Here is a 17,422-nt window from a genome sequence, read left to right as displayed (position 1 = left end):
AGGGGTCAGACGCTCATGTCGACGGGCGGCTCCATCACGATGCCCTGGGCCTCGAACGCCCGGCGGCGCTCCTCGATCCGGCGGTGCATCTCGACCTGTGCCGCGTCGACGAACGGCGCGTCGAGGTCGATCGTCGGCGGGTGCGGGTCGCCGTGGTTCGCGGCGATGTACGCGTCGAGCTCCGGTCCGCTGGTCCATGACGTGATGAGCGCGTAGCGCGGCGCGGCGCCCCGGTGCCAGACCGCGTGCCAGAAGCGTTGCGTGTCGACGACGATGCGGGAGCCCGCGTGCAGCGACAGTCGGATCTCGGTCGCCGGGTCGAAGCGGTCGGAGCGCAGGATCAGCATCGACTCGTCATCGTCGGAGAGGTTGAAGAACGCGCGGACCACCCAGCCGGTGCCCTCTTCGTTGAGGCGGTTGTTGTCGTCCTGGTGCAGGTTGTAGATCGCGTCGGCGTACTCGTTGGGCTGCAGCTCGATCACCCGGCAGCGTCCGACGCCGGCTCCGGGTTCCTGTGCGAGGCGTTGGAGGGAGGGGGCGATGGCGACCTGGGAGTCGACCCACACGCCGCCCTTGTCGGTGCGCGGTGGCGTGTGATTCCAGAAGCCGTTGCAGTCGACGTCGCCCGCATAGCTGGTGAGCGGGGCGAAGCGCGTGATGCCGGACGAACGCCACCCGACGTATTCGAGGTCGCTCCATTCGGCGGGGTCGACCGGGGTGGAGTGATCGTCGAGGACCACGTATCCGGTCTCGGCCAGGGCCTCCGACGTGATGAATCCCACGCTGCGCATCCTTCCCGTCATCGCTGCCCCCACAGGCGGCGGGTTCTTAGGCAATCCTAACCCGTGGTGCAGGGTCGTGTCGGAGCAGCGACCGGGGAAAACGTCGCGGTCCACGCCGATATTCTGAGGGTATGACTCAGCCGCAGGGTGCCCTCCTCGTGGGCAGCGTGAACTACGACGACGCCGAGACCACGATCCGCACGGCCGCGAAGATGCTGGGCGACCGGCTCCGTCGCATCCCCGACGGAGAAGTGGGCAAGCGGTTCCACTGGATCATGTTCCAGCCCGACGTGATCGGCCGGGCAGAGGGTATCGAGCGCGTCGGTGCGGAGCCCATCCCGTTCCCGGCGGGCATCGACGCGCGCGGCCTGCGCATCGGCGAGGGCGTGGAGGCGGCGAGCATCCAGCTGCCCTCGCTCGGCTATGCATCCGCAGCGATCGAGTCGTACGCCGTGTTCACGCGCCTCCGTGCCGAGGGTGCGGTTCCCGCTGACGTGCGGTTCCAGGTGTCGCTGCCGACACCCCTCGCCGTGATCTCCTCCTTCTTCCGCGGCGACGACCGTGCCGCGATCGAGCCCGGCTACACGGCGGCGATCCTGCGCGAGCTCGACGCTATCCTTGCCGCCGTCCCGCATGACGACCTCGCCGTGCAGTGGGACGTCGCGAGCGAGATGGGCATCATCGAACGCGCGGCCGGATACGGCGCCGTCATGGAGGCGTGGTGGCCGGGCGACCCGTTCGACGGTCTCGTGTCGCGCCTGGCCGCCCTGGTCGACGCCGTGCCGGGCGACGTCGAGGTCGGAGTGCACCTCTGCTACGGCGACGCGGGGGAGAAGCACTTCTTCGAACCGACGGATGCCGCGAACCTCGTGCGTTACGCGAACGCGGTCATGGCCGCCTCGGGCCGCCCGCTCACCTGGCTGCACCTGCCGGTGCCGATCGAGCGCGACGACGAGGGGTACTTCGCCCCGCTCGCCGACCTCGCCCCGGTCGACGAGCTGTACCTGGGACTCGTCCACCGGGAAGACGGCCCTGAAGGAGCACAGCGCCGCATCGCCGCCGCGGCCCCGTTCACGACCGCGTTCGGTGTCGCGACCGAGTGCGGCATCGGACGAGCGCCCGCCGGCTCGACCGAGAGCATCCTCCGCACCCACGCCGAGGTCGCCTCCGCCTGGTGACCGTTCGATTCGCGCGCTCGCCGCTCGTCGCGTAAGCTGTTCCGCGGTGACGTGTCCGAGCGGCCGAAGGTGCAACTCTCGAAAAGTTGTGTAGGGTAACCCCCTACCGTGGGTTCAAATCCCACCGTCACCGCCACCACGAAGGCCCCGACTCCCGTCTTAACGACCGGGATGCGGGGCCTTCGTCGTGCTTGCGGTGCAGGCGCGGTAGCGCGCCGGTCACCAAGTCTGATTCTCGGCGCGATGGCGACTCGCTCGAGTGAGTCGATTCAGTCCGTTCGCCGCCGCAGCTGAGCCGTCAGGGCGCAGGCAAGGGCCGTGAGGAATGCGATCATCGCAAGGCCCCACGCGGCGACCGCAAACTGAACCGGGAGAAGCATCGAGGCCAGCAGGAGAGCGACGCCGACAAGCGGCAGCGACACCGTCAGGCGTTGTGCGAGCGTGCGGGGCATTGTCGTCTCCTTTTCGGGCTGGCGACGGTTCGTCGCCAGAGGGTTCCGCGACCATCGTGCCTGGCGGCCCGGTGGTCGACCCAGGCCTCCGTCGGCTTGTAGCCCCAGGGCTACACTTCCCCGACGGCCTTCGATCAGGCACAGAAAAGGGGGCCCGGAATCCGAGTCCCCGTGTATCAGCGATCAGGCGTGCCCGCCGACGTGCTTCTGACGGCGCGCAGCGATCCTCCGTTGGACGAACTTGGCTCCCAAGCCTGCACCGACGACGACAATCGGAGTACCGATGAGGAAGATGATCGGTGATGCTGACGGAAAGCCGGTCGCAAGCAGCGCGAGGAGGATCAGGGCCGCGACGACGCTTCCTATGAAGAGCAGCCAAGATCGCATGGGGTTGCCTCTTTCCGATGCCTATTCAATACGGTGCGGATGAACGACAGTTGATCACAGACCCGCCCTGGACGTCATACCACCAGCATGGCAGCCCACTCCGCCTCTGGCGCGCTAGGACCCGTCGACACCCTTCCGGTTGGGCCGGGCCAGATCCGGTGCACGGCGAGTTCACACCTCTGACCTCGCCGTGCGCGGTCGATCAGGCGCTCCGCACTACCCCTTCACAGCGCCCTGCGTGATCCCGTTCACGAAGCTGCGCTGGAAGATCAGATACACCACGATGACCGGCGTGATGACGATGAGGGATGCCGCCGCGAGCAGCGGCACGTCGGTGCTGAACTCTCCGACGAAGAATCCCAGCCCTGCCGTGGCCGTGCGCTTGGTCGGGCTCTGCATCAGCACGAGAACGATGAGGAACTGGTTCCATGCCCAGACGAAGAGCAGCACCGCCAGAGTGGTGACCGCGGGCCACGAGATGGGCATGAGCAACGACCACAACACCCGGAAGTCCCTCGCGCCGTCGATCCGGCCCGATTCGACCAGTTCCCGCGGTATGCCCGAGAAGTGGGTGCTCATCCAGAACACCCCGAACGGCAGGAAGAGCGCAACCTCAGCCAGGGCGATGCCGATGTAGTTGTTCGTCAGCCCGAGCGAACCCAGCTGGTAGTACAGCGCGATCACCACCAACTCCGTGGGCAGCGTCAGCCCGACGACGAACGCGCTCGTGATGACGGTGTTCCCCTTCGGGCGGATCACGGCCAGGCCGTAGCCGGCGAGCACGGAGAGCACGATCGCCGTCGGCACCACGAGTGACACGATGATGAGGCTGGAGACCATCAGATCGCTGAAGTGCCCCTCTTCCCAGGCACGGGCGAAATTGCCCCACTCCCATGCCTCGGGAAGCGCGAATCCGTTCACCTGTCCGGACTGCACGGCGGCCAGCACGATGCCGACGAACGGGATGAGGAACGCCACCGCGAAGATCACCAGCACGAGATGGCGGGCGGTGAGGGTGAGTGCGGAGGACTTCATGCTTTCTCCCGGGTGAGGCGGCGGATCAGTGCAACGAAAAGGAGGATCAGGATCGTGAGGACGATCGCGAGGGATGCCGCGGTGCCGACGTCGTTGTAGCTGAAGGCGAGCCGGTAGACGAGGAGCCCCGGGATGGTCGTGGCGTTCACGGGGCCGCCGCCCGTCGTGACGTAGACGAGGTCGAAGCTCGCGAGCGCGGCGATCGTGGTGATCACCGCCGCGATCGAGATCTCCCCCCGAAGCCCCGGCAGCGTCACCGAAACGAAGCGCCGTACGGCCCCGGCACCATCCATCGCGGCCGCTTCGTAGAGGGAAGAATCGATCTTCTGCGCACCGCTGATGAAGAGGATCATGCACAGTCCTGTCATGCACCACGTGCCGATGAGTCCGATGGCGATCAACGCCGTCGACTGCTGAGCCAGCCACGGCTGCGCCAGGAACCCCAGGCCGACGCTGCGGAGCATGGTGTTCACGATGCCGGTGTCGGAATAGATCCAGCGCCATGTCACACCGACGGCGACGAGCGGGACGACCTGCGGCAGGAAGTAGATGATGCGGAAGGCCGTCATCCCCCGCGTTCCCTTGCCCATCAGGAGACCGCACAGCAGCAAGCCGATCATGATGGGCAGGACAGCGAAGAACAGGATCAGCACGAGGCTGTGCTGGATGGAGGAGAGCAACGCCTCATCGGTGAAGACGCTGATGTAGTTCTCGAGTCCGACCCATGTCCCGGGGTTCAGCCCGTCCCATTCCAATAGCGAGTAGTACACCGTATTCAGTGCGGGCCACAGCGAGAACCCGACGTACACGAGCGCTGCAGGCAGAACGTACAAGTAGGCGCGTGCGCCGCGCCAGCGGCGCCTGCGGGGTGGGCGCACTGCGTCGGCACGCCCACCCCGCGTCTGCGTGATCGTCACGGTCGGTTCGACTCCCAGTCGGCCTGCAGCGATTCGACGAACGCCTCGGGGGTGACATCAGCCGAGATCAGACCTTGGGCTCCGCTGGTGAGCACATCGATCATCGAGCTCGTCGCCCAGTTCGCGAACGGCGCGATGCCGTCGTCTGCGACCACGGTCTCGTAGTCCGACTGCAGCTGGCCCCGTACGTCGTCCGACGTGATCGCACCATCCGGGGTGACCGGGATGAAGCCGCTTTCATAGATGCCGCCCGCCGCCTCCTGGCTGACGACGTAGTCGAGGAACGCCGCTGCGACATCCTTGTTCTGCGACTTCGCGGAGATCGAGTACGGAAAGCCCGACCCCGTGGCCACTGCCGGCGCGTCCTCCGTCTCGCCCGGCATCAAGAAGAATCCGAGGTCGTCACCGAGAGCCTCCTGGAACAGCTGGGTGTTCCAGTTGCCGGTCACGAAGTACGCCTGGTCTCCCGCGCTGAACGAAGCGATCGCGTCGGCGTCGGCGACGGCCGCGGCGCCGTTCGGGAAGTATCCGGCATTCGACCACTCGGTGATCGTCGCCGCCGCATCCACGAAGCCCGGGTCTTCGAGGAGCGTGGCGCCGTCGTTTCCGTACACCCACTCGTTGAAGACGGCTGGATCGGCGAGCACGTTCGACAGCGCGCCCCAGAGCTGGAATCCGCCGATCCCGAGTGCGGGCATCGCGATCGGCGTGACGCCGGATCCCTTGACCGCATCGAGATCATTCTCGAATTCGGCCAGCGTCTCCGGCGCACCGTCGACGCCCGCGGCCTCCGTGAGCGACTTGTTGTAGAAGACGCCGATCATCTGGATAGCGCCCGGCACGGCATACAGATCGCCCGTTCCGTATTGCGTCGCATCCTCATTCGACGTCAGCATCCCCAACAGGGATGGTGAGACCGTGTCGGCCCAGCCATACGCCTCGGCGTACTCGTCGAGCTTCTCGACGAGCCCCGCCGGCACGATCGATCGCATGGGCCCCGGGCTGTATTGGACGATGTCAGGGGTGTCGTCGCCGCTCAGAGAGAGCTTCAGGCTGGTCTGATAGTCGGCGAACGGAGTCTGCACCAGGTCGAAAGTCACATTCGGGTGCAGCTTCGTGAAACCCTCGGTGAGTGGAGTGATGGGTGGGTCGCTGGCGTAGGCGACTTTGAGCACCACCTCTTCGTCGGTGATGTCCGTGGAGATCGGGTCCGACGACGACGAGGTGTTCACCGTCCCTCCGGTGCCGCAGCCCGTCAGGGCGAGAGCGGCGACGGAAACGACGGCCAGGGTGACGAGAGGACGCTTCATTGCTTCCTACTTTCTTCTTGCAGGGGTCAGTGTGGGTGTTTCAGGGACGCTGCGATGAGCCGTCGCGGCGGCGCACGCGGCTGTAGTGCCAGTTGGTGGATGCCGACACGGGTGGGTGCTTTCGCGCGACGTCCTCGTCGAACTCCACTCCCAGTCCTGGCGCGGTGTTGGCAGCGATCATCCCGTCGGACGTCGTCGGTGTTCCGGGGAAGATCTCCATCGTCTGGGGTGAGAACTCGAAGTGCTCGTGGATGCCGAAAGCACCCGAGGAAAGGTCGAGCGCCAGCGCCACGGCGTGCCCGATGGGCGACACGTCACGCGGACCGTGCCAGGCCGTCCGCACACCCATCAGCTCTGCCAGTGTCGCGAGTTTGCGCGCGGGGGTGAGACCGCCGATCGCCGAGATGTGGCAACGGACGAAGTCGACCTGGCGCTCGGTGACGATGCGCACGAATGTCTGCATGTCGCTGAGCAATTCTCCCAGTGCGATCGGCGTGGAGACATGGGCGCGAAGACGAGGCAGCCAGTCCACGTCTTCGGGCGCGACCGGATCCTCCATGAAGAACGGCCGGTACTCCTCGACGGCGCGGAGGAGGCGTACCGCCTGGTGAGGATCGACGCGTTCATGAACGTCGTGGATGATCTCGAGCTCGTCGCCGAATCGCTCACGCAGCTGCGCGAACATGTTCGGCACAAGGCGCATGTACGCCTCGGGATCCCAGGTGGAGTGCGCACGATCGGCCTGAGCCGCGCCGTAGGTGGACTGGCCGGGGACGGTCATCTGGCATCGCACGTGTCGATACCCCGCATCGCGACAGGCCGAGACCTGATCCGCCAGCTCCTGGAAGTCGCGCCCGGAGGCATGCGTGTAGGTCTCGACTGCCGTGCGGACGCGTCCGCCGAGCAGATGCCAGGTGGGCACGCCGAGTCGCTTTCCTGCGAGATCCCAGAGTCCCTCGTCCACACCAGCCAGAGCACTGCCGAGATCAGGACCCCCACGCCAGTATGCGTCGAGCGTCGTGGTCTGCCAGATGTCGGAGATGTCGGAGATGTCGCGGCCGCGCAGCAACGGATCGAGATAGGTGTTGACGATCTCGGCCACCGCGAACGCCCGCTGCGTGAACGTGGCGCACCCCCAGCCGATCAAACCGGGCTCCCCGGTGTCGACACGGACGATGACGAGGTTCACGCCGTCCGGCGCCGTGATCGTCGCGGACACCCGGGTGATCCGAACGCCGGAGGGATCGTGCCAGGGCACCGGCGGCATCGCATCGCTCTGCGTGTACCCGGGCGCTATTCGCGACCGCATCGGAGCGTGATGCTGAACGTCCATGTCCGCGTCCTTCCTCGACGTGTGCCGCCACGCTAGGCAACAGATTCATTTACGGCAAAGACGTTCCGGATACGGCAATGTCCCGTTCGGACATGCCATATCAGGAACAAGGTTGCCGATAGGGCGCAGCCGTCCTTAGTATCCACGGCATGCACGCGATGAAGCGACACGATGTGTCAGCCGGCCCACTCACCCTCACTGTGACCGATGCCCGTGCATCGATCCAGGTCGGCTCCCGCCGGCTCACGAGTCCCCGCGGACGGCTCTGGACGCTGACGGCGGTCAAGGGGGACCACCGCGAACTGACGGTCCACTCCGAAGACCAGATGCCGACGGTGACGCGCGATGCAGAGGGGGTCACCCTCGGCTATGACCGTCTGACATCGACCGACGGCATCGTCCTCGACGTCTCGTTCTCCGTCGAGATCCGAACAGCGGACGGTGCCTTCGAGTTCACCGCCTCCCTCGAGTCGCACGACGGCAGCATCGTGCGAGAGGTCGCCCTTCCCGTCGTTGAACTCGATGCCGCGACAGCTTCCGACGACGAAGTCGTCTATCGCGCGCACGGGCTCGGTCGCCGGATCGAGAACCCCCGCACCACCCTCTACCGGGCCCATACCGAGTACATGGTCGACGACGGCGCAGGGGTGTGGGAAGCCGTGGCATACCCCGGCGACATGACGATGCCCTGGCACGGCGTGGAACTCGATGAGGGTTTCCTCTACATGGGACGCCACGACCCGGACTTCAGCAGCGCACTGCTGAGCACGGGCGTGCCGCCACGCGGCGAAGAGGGCGAACTGTGGTTGACGACGGTGGCACCGCTCGGTCGATCCATCGGGACTCTCCCGCCCGTCATCCTCGCCGTCGACGACGACTGGGCCGCGAGCGCGGCGCGCTACCGCAGCTGGGCGGACACCTGGTACACCGGGCCCCATCCCTCCACGAAACCGATGCAGGGGTGGCAGCGCATCATCATGAAGCACCAATTCGGACAGATCCTCTACCGCTACGAAGATCTGCTCGAGGTCTTCGAGGCCGGCCGCGAGGTCGGACTCGATGGCATCCTGCTCTTCGGCTGGTGGAAGGAAGGCTTCGACCGCGGGTACCCGGAATACGAACCGGATGACGCGCTCGGCGGCGCAGAAGGACTGCGACGCGCGATCGCCGAGATCCGCAGCAGGGGCGGCTTCATATCCCTCTACGCGAATGGAAACCTCATCGACCGCACCAGTGACTTCGCGGCGCAACACGGTGCCGAGGTGACCAAGAAGGACGCCGCCGGACTCGACTATGTCGTCGGTTACGCGTTCGCCCGCGAATCTCAGACACTGCGCCATTTCGCACCCGGCTCCTTCCTCATCGCCTGCCACGGCGCACCCCGGTGGCGCAACCGGATGGCCGAGGTCGCGAGCGCTCAGGCAGCCCTCGGCGCCGACGACATCTTCTTCGATCAGACCGCCTATCACCTGGCAGCTTGGCCCTGTTATGACGCATCGCACGATCACGGCACGCGCGTCGGCGTGGAGTCGCTTCAGCGCGCCCGCACCCTGGCGGGGCTGCGCGAGGCCGCGGATGCCAAGACGCTGGGATCGGAGGGCATGGCCGACGGCATGATCTCCCTGCTGAATTATCACCACGGATGGGGCTTCGCCTTCACCGACGGACCGGAGGCCTTCCCGGCACTCTTCCGCACGGTGTACCCCGAACCCGTCGTCAGCAACAGGCTGGTGCACGACCAGCGCACGGGATGGCGGGATCATCTCAACTACGCGCTCACATACAACCTCATCTTCGACGTCGCCCTGCACCGCTCGCGACGTGACGTCCGAGACATGCCGGAATACGCCGCGCACGTGGCGCAACTCATCGCCATCCGCGAGCGCCACCGCGACCTGTTCTTCCGCGGCGCGTTCTCGCTCGTCGATTTCGGCCCGATCACCCACGTCCGGTATGCACTCGATGGTGACGTGCTCGATGTCTACTGGAACTGCACGGACGAGCGGTGGAACGTGTCGGCAGATGTGGCGGCACACAGCGTTGTGGCCGTGCTCGCGGGGAGCAGCCGGTGACGCCCGACCGGCACCGGGTGCTGGTGACCGGCGCGGCCGGCAGCATCGCCACGGCGTTCGTGCGCGCCACCGCAGACGAGTACGAGTTCACCCTGCTCGACCTGCCCGGCACTCTCGACGCCGAGCAGCGGGCGCTGGGCAGCGTCGTCGAGGTCGACCTCGCGGACATCTCGAACCTCCGCGGGGTCATGGACGGTATCGACACCGTGCTCCATCTCGCAGGTCAGCGCAGCCCGTCCACCCTGTGGGAAGACCTGCTGCCCGCGAACATCGTCGGCACGTACAACGTCGTCGCCGCCGCCGTCGCTGCGAAGGTTCCCCGCGTCATCTACGCGTCCTCCGTCCACACCGTCACCGGCTACACCGACGGGCAAATCCGCGAGTCGGATCCGGTGCAGCCGGACGATCTGTACGGCGTCACGAAGTGCTTCGGAGAGGCCCTCGGCGCCTTCGCCGTGAGCGCGGAGGATCTCCGTTCGTTCGTCGCGCTGCGTATCGGCGCGTTCCAGGATCCCGCGAAGCTCGCGGCACCCGATGCCGGATGGATGCTGCGCGACTATCTGGCTCCCGACGACTTCGTCGACATGCTGGGCCTGCTGATCACCTCCGACCGACAGGGGTTCGACATCTACAACGCGACGAGCGCGAACAGATTCGGCAGACTCAGCATGACCAAAGCGGCCGAGGAACTCGGATTCGTGCCACGATCGGATGCATTCGCGATCGCATCGCCATTCGCCACGGCGATCGCCGAAGTCGGGGGGCTCGACGATCGGCCCGCACTCTCCGGCATGCGCGCGGATGTTGCGAGACTCAGGGGGCATTGACACCGTGACCAGTGAGGACAACCGACATCGCGCACTCGTCAGGGGGCTGGAACTGCTCGAGGCCGTGGCAGAGACCCCGCACGGAATGGGCGTCACCGAACTTGCGGAGTTGACCGGAATTCAAAAGAGTACTGTGTCGAGACTGGTCGCGACTCTGGTGGAGACCGGCTATCTTCTTCGTCGGGAGGACAGGAAGGTCGCTCTCACTGGTCGAGTCCTCGGTTTGGCCAAGGGCTTTCGGCGTCAGTACAACCTCAGCGATCTCGCACGTCCGTTGCTCACCGAACTGCGGGACCGGGTCGGGGAGACCGTCATCCTCACCGTCCGCCAGGGGGACTATACGGTGAGCCTCGATCAGTACGACCCGTCCAGTCCCTTCAGGATGGTCCCTCACGTCGGCAACGCTGCGCCGCTGTATGCCACGGCCGCCGGTCGCGCGCTGATGTTCACTCTGTCGGTGAGCGAGCAACGCCGCATCATCGACGACCTCGTCGGCGCGCCGGTGGAGCATCCCGAGGTTCGCCTCACGCCCGAAACGTGGGCGCGAGAGTATGAACTCGCCCGCACGCGAGGTTTCGTCTGGATTCCTCGCTCGGACGATGTGGAGCGGATCGCCGCCGTCGTCCTCGACCAGAACGGCGGTCCGCTCGCCGCGGTCTCGGTGTACGGGCCGCGGTATCGCATGCACGATCGCCTCAACGAGCTCGGAAAAGAGGCGAGGCGCACCGCGGCCGCCATCACGCGCGTGGCGATGGGACTGAGGCGCGACGACACGGACAATGGCTGAGACGCGTATCTCCGCCGGAGCGTGGAGCGCACGAGTGGAGTCGGACGGATGCACGCTGCGCAGCGTGGAACACGAGGGACGACCGCTGCTCAGTGCTCCGCCCGAACTTGACTGGACGCAGGGACATCACGGGGCCGTCCTCGCTCCCTGGCCCGGACGCATCATCGACTCGCGCTACCGATACGACGATCTCGAGCAGCGTGTCCCGGTCAACGAGCCCGCTTTCGGGCATTCACTGCACGGGTTCGTCTTCGACGCCAGCTGGCAGCGGGTCGCCGTCGACGCCGCGAGCGTGACGCACGAGATCACTCTGGGGAACAAGCCCGGGTACCCCTTCGAGATGCACCTCCGTGTCACCTATCGATTGGACGAGAAGGGCATCTGCTGCGAGTCGGAGTGGAAGAACATGGGCCGCGGCACAGCCCCTTTCGGGCTGGGGTTCCACCCCTACCTCATGGCGGGCGGCGGGGTCAATGATGAGTGGATGCTTCACGTCGAGGCATCCGTCAGCTCTGACAGCGATCCGCTCACCAAGCGACCGATGCCGCCGCGCCCGACCGACGCGACCAGCGATTTCGTCACACCTCGGCGCATCGGCGGTGAGCGCTTCAGCCGTGCATACGGCCGTCTGGCTCGACATGACGGGCTGGCGGTGGTTCGAGTGACTGCTCAAGACGGCTTCACCATCGAGCTCAGCGTCGACGAGGGTTTCCGATGGTTGCAGGTGTTCACCGCTGACGTGCCGTCCGCGTCTCTTGCACGCCGCGGCATCGCGATCGAACCGCAGACCTGTCCGCCGGACGCGTTCAACTCGCACGAAGATCTCCAAAGACTTGCGCCGGGCGAATCGAACCGTGCGAGCTGGTTCCTTCGAATCGCGAGCGCGTGACGCACTGATACACGTGCGAACGTATCTGGACCGTCGAGCCGATGACGCGGCGGCATCCGCTCCACCGGTGCACGTGCACCCGGTCGGTCAGAGGTTCGCGGTGTCCATCAGGACAGCCGAGAGCCCAGCGCGTACACGGGTGCGGCGGTAGTCGGAGGGCGTCATGTCGTACTCGTCGCGGAAGCGTCGGTTGAAGTTCGACAGGTTCGAGTATCCGACGGACTGCGCGATCTGGGCCACGGTGGCGTCGGTGTGCACGAGGAGGCGGCAGGCCTGGGTCAGGCGCAGGCGTTTGACCATGCCGCTGAACGTCTGTCCGCTGGCGTTCTTGAAGTAGCGGGAGAACGCTGACTCCGACATGTTCGCGATGCGCGCCGCGACCGAGAGGCGCGGCTCCGAGTCCAGATTCGCGAAGATGTAGTCCAGAGCCGATGCCACCACGTCGGAGGGGTCGTCACTCATACCGTGATCGACCGGGCGGGAACTCAGCGTGCGGAAGTCGCCCGACGGTGCGCGGCTCAGCGCGGCGAGGAGCGAGAGGAAGTCGGCGATCGCGGCGGCACCCGACTGCGAGCCGATGCTCTCGAGCAGTCGGGCTCCTTCGCGAGCCGTCTCACCGCGGAACTCGATGCCCCGACGCGACCGGGCGAGCAGAGCCGACATGTCGCCCAGTTCCGGCACCACCTCCCGGAGGCGCTCGAACCATGCGGGGTCGAACTGCAGCACCACGTCGCGACCGGGGAGGACGTCCCCCGGTCGCAGGTCGCTGATCCAATCGTGGGGCAGGTTCGATCCGACGAAGAACAGCTGTCCTGCTCCGAACGGGCCGACGGCGTCGCCGATGATGTAGCGTCCCGCGCCGTGTCGGATGAGGTGGATCTCGTACTCGGGATGACGATTCCAGCGGGCGAGAGGGTTCGGATAATCGTGCTCGTGCCAGCGGAACGAGGCACCGGGGTCGCGGGGGATCACCTCACGGAAGGGCGGCGCCTTGAGAGCGTTTCCGGTGAGGGTGTCGAGGCGATCCGGCACGGTAATCCTTTGCATGTGCTCTCCGATCTGCGCACAACGATAGCGCCATATCTGGTGCATTCTGCACTCAAGTTCGTGCTTCATCGGCTAATCACGGCAAGGAAGTACCATCAAGAGGTGTCAGCGTGGCTATCCCGCCTCCGCTTCCCCTTCCTAGACTCGGGCGGCAGACAGCTTCGTCTCCCGATCGAGTCCAAGGAAGAACCCGACCTCATGCCGTATGAATCGCCCAACCGCGCTGCTGTTCTCACCGACGTCGGACGGATGGTCATCGAAGAGCGCACCGTGCCCGAGCTCGCCGCCGACGAGGTTCTGGTCCGGGTCGAGGCCGTCGGCGTGTGCGGCTCCGATGCTCATTACTTCCGACACGGGCGGATCGGTCAGTACGTCGTCGAGGCGCCTCTCGTGCTCGGACATGAGACCGCCGGTGTGGTCGTCGCCCTGGGCGCCGAAGTCACCTCCCACCGCGTCGGCGACCGCGTCGCGATCGAGCCGGGCGTACCCTGCGGGCGTTGCGAGCAGTGCCGTACCGGTCGCTACAACCTCTGCCCCGACGTGATCTTCCATGCGACGCCGCCGGTCGACGGCACCTTGCAGAGTGTGGTCGCGATCCGCGCGGACTACGCCTTCTCGCTCCCCGAGAACGTCTCCACCGAGCAGGGAGCCCTCGTCGAGCCGCTCGCCGTCTCGGTGTGGGCCTGTCGCAAGGCGGCCATCGCACCGGGCGCTCGGGTGCTCGTCACCGGAGCGGGTCCTGTGGGGCTGCTCACGGCCCAGACCGCCCGCGCCTTCGGTGCGAGCCAGGTCACCGTGACCGACATCGATCCCGAGAAGCTCCGCCTCGCAGCCGAGCTCGGCGCGGATGCGACGGTGCCCGCCGGCGAGCTCGCAGACCTGGATGCCGAGTTCGACGTGCACATCGAGTGCTCCGGGAACGGTCGCGCCGCCCGTGACGGCATCGCGCGTCTGGGACGGGCAGGGGTGGCGGTCCTGGTCGGGATGGGCGCCTCCGAGGGCCTCGACATCCCCGCATCTTGGATCCAGGAGAAGGAGCTCGTCATCACCGGCGTCTTCCGGTACGCGAACTGCTTCCCCGTTGCGATCGAGCTGGTAGCGACCGGCCGCGTGCGGGTGGAGCCGCTGATCTCGCACCGCTTCCCCCTCGCGGACAGCGGCGAGGCGATCGACACCGCCGGTCGCGCCGGCGTCTTCAAGACCCTCATCCTGCCGCAACTCTGAACCCGCCCGAAAACACAGAAAGGCACCACCCATGGAACGACGACGTATCCCTGCCATTGCCGTGACAGCCGTGCTCGCGACCGGTCTGGTCGCATGCTCCGCCCCTGCCGATTCCGACGTCGATCCCGACGCCACCGCCGAAGACGTCACGCTCACGCTGAGCACCTGGGCGCACACCGAGCAGACCGGAGTGTGGTTCGACACCATCATCCCCGAGTTCGAGGAAGCGAACCCGGGCATCACGGTCGACATCCAGCAGATCGCCTATGCCGACTACATCTCGACGGTCACGACCCAGGCGGTCGCCGGCGCCGGTCCCGACATCATCCACGTGCCCACGCCTATCAGCAGCCTGCCCGCCTGGGCCGAGGCCGGTTTCCTGGAGCCGCTCGACGACTTCGTCGCCGAGACGGACGTGCCCGCAGAGTGGCCGGAGTCTCAGGGAGCCATGGAGTGGAACGATACGACGTACGGCGTCCTGACGGTCGACTACGGCTACACGCTCTTCTACAACGAAGCGCTGCTCGCCGAGGCGGGCGTCGAGGTGCCGACGACCGATGAGGAGTTGGTGGCCGCGGCGAAAGCGGTCACCGATCTGCCCGGAGACGCATTCGGCTACGCCATCACCGACGACAACACCGCCAACTTCGTCCGCGACGCACTGGTGTTCACCGCTGGGAGGGGGGCCGAGTGGATCGATGACGGCGAGTGGAGCTTCGCCTCGGACGATGTCGTCGAAGCGCTCGACGTCTGGCGCGAACTGGGCACCGAGTACAGCCCGGTCGGCACGAACTTCGCCGCCAAGCGGGAGGCCTTCCTCAACGGCAACAGCGCCATGATGATCGAGGGGCCGTTCTACTACTCGACCGTGCAGGCGACGGCGGACCCCGCGCTCGTCGACTCCCTGAAGATCGCCAAGGCGCCCTTCGAGGTCAACCCCGGCGACATCAGCCACGGCTTCTCCATGGCCTCCGACCTCGACGACGACACCAAGGCTGCGGCCGAGAAGTTCCTCGAGTTCGTCATCTCGAAGGAATCGCTCGAGCAGTACGCGACGATCGTGACAAGCCCGACGGCGCGCCCCGGCTCCGCCGATGCCCTGCTCGAAGACCCGCTCACCGCTCCGATCGTGGAAGCGTGGGAGAACAGCGCACCGATCATCGACACGAGCGCTCAGGGCGTGCGTGCCGACTACGCGAAGTTCGCCGATGTCGTCGGCGCCCAGCTGCACGTGCTGCTGCAGGGCGATGCACCCACCGCCGATGTGCTCGCGGACCTCGACGAGAAGCTGACGAACGCAGGACTCACGCCGTGACCTCCGCCCGTTCCCTGGAACGCGCAGTCCGCGCCGGGTCGCCCACAGGCGGCCCGGCGTGGCCGCGCGTTCGGACGCAAGGTGGTGGTGCTCGGGTATCTCGCTCCGAGCCTCATCGCCGTCGTCGGCTCCCTCGCCTTCGCCCTGCTGCTGCTCGGTGGCATCAGCCTGCGAGACATCAAACTCGGCAAGCTCGGAGCGATCTTCGAAGCACCGCTGAGTCTGGTCAACTACGGCGAAGTCCTCAGCGACCCTGACACTTGGCGCAGCTTCGGCGTCGCCATCGTCTATGTGATCGGCTCGACGCTGCTTCCGTTCATCGCCGGTCTCTTCACCGCGCTGCTGCTCAATCAGAGGATGCCGGGGCAGCGCGTGATGCGCACTCTCGCGCTGGTTCCGTGGGCCGTGCCCGGCATCACGGCGACGATCGCGTTCGTCTGGATGATGCAGCCCACCTACGGCGTGTTCAATTACATGCTGCGTACCCTCGGCCTCATCGACACCGACGTCAACTGGTTCGGGGACCCTGCTCTCGCGCTCCTCGCGGTGATCCTCCCGACCAGCTGGAAGGCGATCCCGTACTTCACGCTCATGCTCCTCGCCGGGCTCCAGTCCATCCCGCGCGAGCAGTACGAGGCTGCACAGGTCGATGGCGCCGGCTGGTGGGCGCGACTTCGCTGGGTGACGCTGCCCGGCCTGGCACCGTTCATCCTCGTCGCCACGATCTTCAGTGCGATGCACTCGTTCCGTGACTTCGATTTCATCTACGGCTCCACGCAGGGCGGACCCGACGGGGCGACCGAGACGGTCGCCGTCCGTGTCTTCAACCTGGCGTTCGAGGACTTCGACATGGGTAACGCCGCGACGCTCGGTGTCGTGACCTTCGTCCTGGTCGGCGTCCTCGTCGCGGTGCTGCTCAAGCGCAACAGCAAGGGCGCTCTGGAGGGATTCCTGTGACCACCACCACTCTCGACTCGACAGCCATCGGACGACCGGTGGGTCGTCGTCGCCGATGGATCAACTGGCCGTTCATCGCCATGATCGTGCTCATCGTCTTCATGTTCTTCCCGATCTACTGGATGTTCGTGACGGCGATCCTGCCGACGTCGGAGGTGCTCTCCCGCAACCCCGCGCTCATCCCCATCGGCAAGCCGTTCACCTTCGACGCGTTCGTGCAGCTGTTCGCCGAATCGGCCATCCTGAAGTGGCTGGTGCAGTCGGGGATCGTCACGATCGGCGCCGCCCTGCTCAGCACGCTGGTCTCGGTCACGGCGGCGTACGCCATGTCGCGGTTCGTGGTCCCGGGGCAGAAGTTCGTCGCATACTCCTTCCTCATGGGGCGCGTGCTCCCCGGTACGCTCCTCGCGCTGCCGTTCTTCGTGCTGTTCCAGACCTTCGGGATGCTCGACACCTCGATGGCGGTGATCCTCACCAACACCGCGGCGATCACACCCCTGACGGCGCTCACACTGAAGGGATACTTCGACGGCATTCCGCGCGACATCGACGAGGCGGCGATGGTCGACGGGTGCACTCGATGGGGCATCCTCTGGCGGATGATCCTCCCTGTCTCGGTCCCCGGTCTGGCCGCCTGCTTCGGACTTGCCGCGACCTCGGCGTGGACCGACCTGCTGTTCGCGAGGACGCTTCTGCTCTCACGCGACAACTGGACGATCCCCCAGGGCATCGCGTCGATGATCGGCGACGTGGAGATCAACTGGAGCGAGCTGATGGCCGCGGGCCTCATCTCGATCCTTCCGGTCATGGTCGTTTACTGGTTCCTCCAGCCGTATCTCGTCAGCGGGATGACGGCCGGCGCATCGAAGGGTTGAAGAAGATGTCCGAGAAGATCACAGAGTCCGCACGG

General features: G+C 66.2%; 17 protein-coding genes and 1 tRNA gene. 10 read left to right on the top strand and 8 right to left on the bottom strand.

All coding sequences use genetic code 11. From position 1 onward, the window contains the following. Positions 1-5: 5 nt before the first annotated feature. Positions 6-782 carry a hypothetical protein gene (locus G4G29_RS17170; protein ID WP_309491595.1) on the bottom strand — a complete coding sequence of 259 codons (777 nt, stop codon included), beginning with the start codon at positions 780-782 and terminating at the stop codon, positions 6-8. 131 nt (positions 783-913) lie between these two features. On the opposite strand from G4G29_RS17170, the gene G4G29_RS17165 reads away from it, so the two are divergent. Both G4G29_RS17165 and G4G29_RS17160 read left to right on the top strand, forming a co-directional pair. Beyond that, complete coding sequence (locus G4G29_RS17165; protein WP_183150951.1) at positions 914-1,960, top strand: hypothetical protein; 1,047 nt, start codon at positions 914-916, stop codon at positions 1,958-1,960. A gap of 45 nt (positions 1,961-2,005) precedes the next feature. Beyond that, positions 2,006-2,096: transfer RNA gene (locus G4G29_RS17160), tRNA-Ser, on the top strand. Positions 2,097-2,229: 133 nt separating this feature from the next. On the opposite strand, the gene G4G29_RS17155 is transcribed toward G4G29_RS17160, so the two are convergent. The 6 genes from G4G29_RS17155 to G4G29_RS17130 all read right to left on the bottom strand — a co-directional run bounded on the left by G4G29_RS17155 (position 2,230) and on the right by G4G29_RS17130 (position 7,280). Then, entirely contained in the window at positions 2,230-2,412 is a 183-nt protein-coding gene (locus tag G4G29_RS17155) for a hypothetical protein (protein WP_183150950.1), read from the bottom strand. 183 nt (positions 2,413-2,595) lie between these two features. Continuing rightward, positions 2,596-2,799: a hypothetical protein gene (locus tag G4G29_RS17150; RefSeq protein WP_183150949.1), complete on the bottom strand. Its 204-nt coding sequence runs from the start codon at positions 2,797-2,799 to the stop codon at positions 2,596-2,598. Between the two features lie 216 nt (positions 2,800-3,015). After that, on the bottom strand, positions 3,016-3,834 hold the full coding sequence (locus G4G29_RS17145) for a carbohydrate ABC transporter permease (RefSeq protein WP_183150948.1): 819 nt from the start codon (positions 3,832-3,834) through the stop codon (positions 3,016-3,018). Beyond that, entirely contained in the window at positions 3,831-4,667 is an 837-nt protein-coding gene (locus tag G4G29_RS17140; protein ID WP_244632142.1) for a sugar ABC transporter permease, read from the bottom strand. The genes G4G29_RS17145 and G4G29_RS17140 overlap by 4 nt, the downstream gene beginning before the upstream one ends. Before the next feature lie 80 nt (positions 4,668-4,747). Then, positions 4,748-6,061 (bottom strand): extracellular solute-binding protein, encoded by a 1,314-nt coding sequence (locus G4G29_RS17135; RefSeq protein WP_183150947.1) that lies wholly within the window; start codon positions 6,059-6,061, stop codon positions 4,748-4,750. Between the two features lie 40 nt (positions 6,062-6,101). Continuing rightward, a complete protein-coding gene (locus G4G29_RS17130) occupies positions 6,102-7,280 on the bottom strand; it encodes an enolase C-terminal domain-like protein (RefSeq protein WP_210274196.1) in 1,179 nt (392 codons plus the stop codon). Between the two features lie 263 nt (positions 7,281-7,543). Here G4G29_RS17130 and G4G29_RS17125 point away from each other — a divergent pair, with 263 nt between their 5' ends. The 4 genes from G4G29_RS17125 to G4G29_RS17110 are packed head-to-tail and all read left to right on the top strand — an operon-like array spanning position 7,544 to position 11,969. Beyond that, positions 7,544-9,466 carry a DUF6259 domain-containing protein gene (locus tag G4G29_RS17125; RefSeq protein ID WP_210274195.1) on the top strand — a complete coding sequence of 641 codons (1,923 nt, stop codon included), beginning with the start codon at positions 7,544-7,546 and terminating at the stop codon, positions 9,464-9,466. Then, positions 9,463-10,293, top strand: a complete 831-nt coding sequence (locus tag G4G29_RS17120; protein ID WP_183150945.1) for an NAD(P)-dependent oxidoreductase — start codon at positions 9,463-9,465, stop codon at positions 10,291-10,293. The genes G4G29_RS17125 and G4G29_RS17120 overlap by 4 nt, the downstream gene beginning before the upstream one ends. Next, positions 10,178-11,080: an IclR family transcriptional regulator gene (locus tag G4G29_RS17115; RefSeq protein WP_309491594.1), complete on the top strand. Its 903-nt coding sequence runs from the start codon at positions 10,178-10,180 to the stop codon at positions 11,078-11,080. Before G4G29_RS17120 ends, G4G29_RS17115 begins: the two co-directional genes overlap by 116 nt. After that, a complete protein-coding gene (locus tag G4G29_RS17110) occupies positions 11,073-11,969 on the top strand; it encodes a galactose mutarotase (protein WP_183150943.1) in 897 nt (298 codons plus the stop codon). Before G4G29_RS17115 ends, G4G29_RS17110 begins: the two co-directional genes overlap by 8 nt. Before the next feature lie 87 nt (positions 11,970-12,056). On the opposite strand, the gene G4G29_RS17105 is transcribed toward G4G29_RS17110, so the two are convergent. Continuing rightward, the gene (locus tag G4G29_RS17105) at positions 12,057-13,001 is read right to left on the bottom strand and encodes an AraC family transcriptional regulator (protein ID WP_202045334.1); all 945 of its coding nucleotides are present in this window, start codon (positions 12,999-13,001) and stop codon (positions 12,057-12,059) included. 213 nt (positions 13,002-13,214) lie between these two features. On the opposite strand from G4G29_RS17105, the gene G4G29_RS17100 reads away from it, so the two are divergent. The 4 genes from G4G29_RS17100 (at position 13,215) to G4G29_RS17085 (ending at position 17,387) form a co-directional block, all read left to right on the top strand. Beyond that, on the top strand, positions 13,215-14,240 hold the full coding sequence (locus tag G4G29_RS17100) for an NAD(P)-dependent alcohol dehydrogenase (protein ID WP_183150941.1): 1,026 nt from the start codon (positions 13,215-13,217) through the stop codon (positions 14,238-14,240). A gap of 31 nt (positions 14,241-14,271) precedes the next feature. After that, complete coding sequence (locus G4G29_RS17095; RefSeq protein WP_183150940.1) at positions 14,272-15,555, top strand: extracellular solute-binding protein; 1,284 nt, start codon at positions 14,272-14,274, stop codon at positions 15,553-15,555. An 81-nt stretch (positions 15,556-15,636) separates the two neighbouring features. Beyond that, on the top strand, positions 15,637-16,512 hold the full coding sequence (locus G4G29_RS17090) for a sugar ABC transporter permease (RefSeq protein WP_183150939.1): 876 nt from the start codon (positions 15,637-15,639) through the stop codon (positions 16,510-16,512). Next, positions 16,509-17,387: a carbohydrate ABC transporter permease gene (locus tag G4G29_RS17085; RefSeq protein ID WP_183150938.1), complete on the top strand. Its 879-nt coding sequence runs from the start codon at positions 16,509-16,511 to the stop codon at positions 17,385-17,387. Before G4G29_RS17090 ends, G4G29_RS17085 begins: the two co-directional genes overlap by 4 nt. Positions 17,388-17,422: the final 35 nt, after the last annotated feature.

The sequence above is a fragment of the Microbacterium sp. Se63.02b genome (assembly GCF_014171575.1).
Classification (GTDB): domain Bacteria; phylum Actinomycetota; class Actinomycetes; order Actinomycetales; family Microbacteriaceae; genus Microbacterium.
This window is presented reverse-complemented; position numbering and strand designations above follow the sequence as displayed.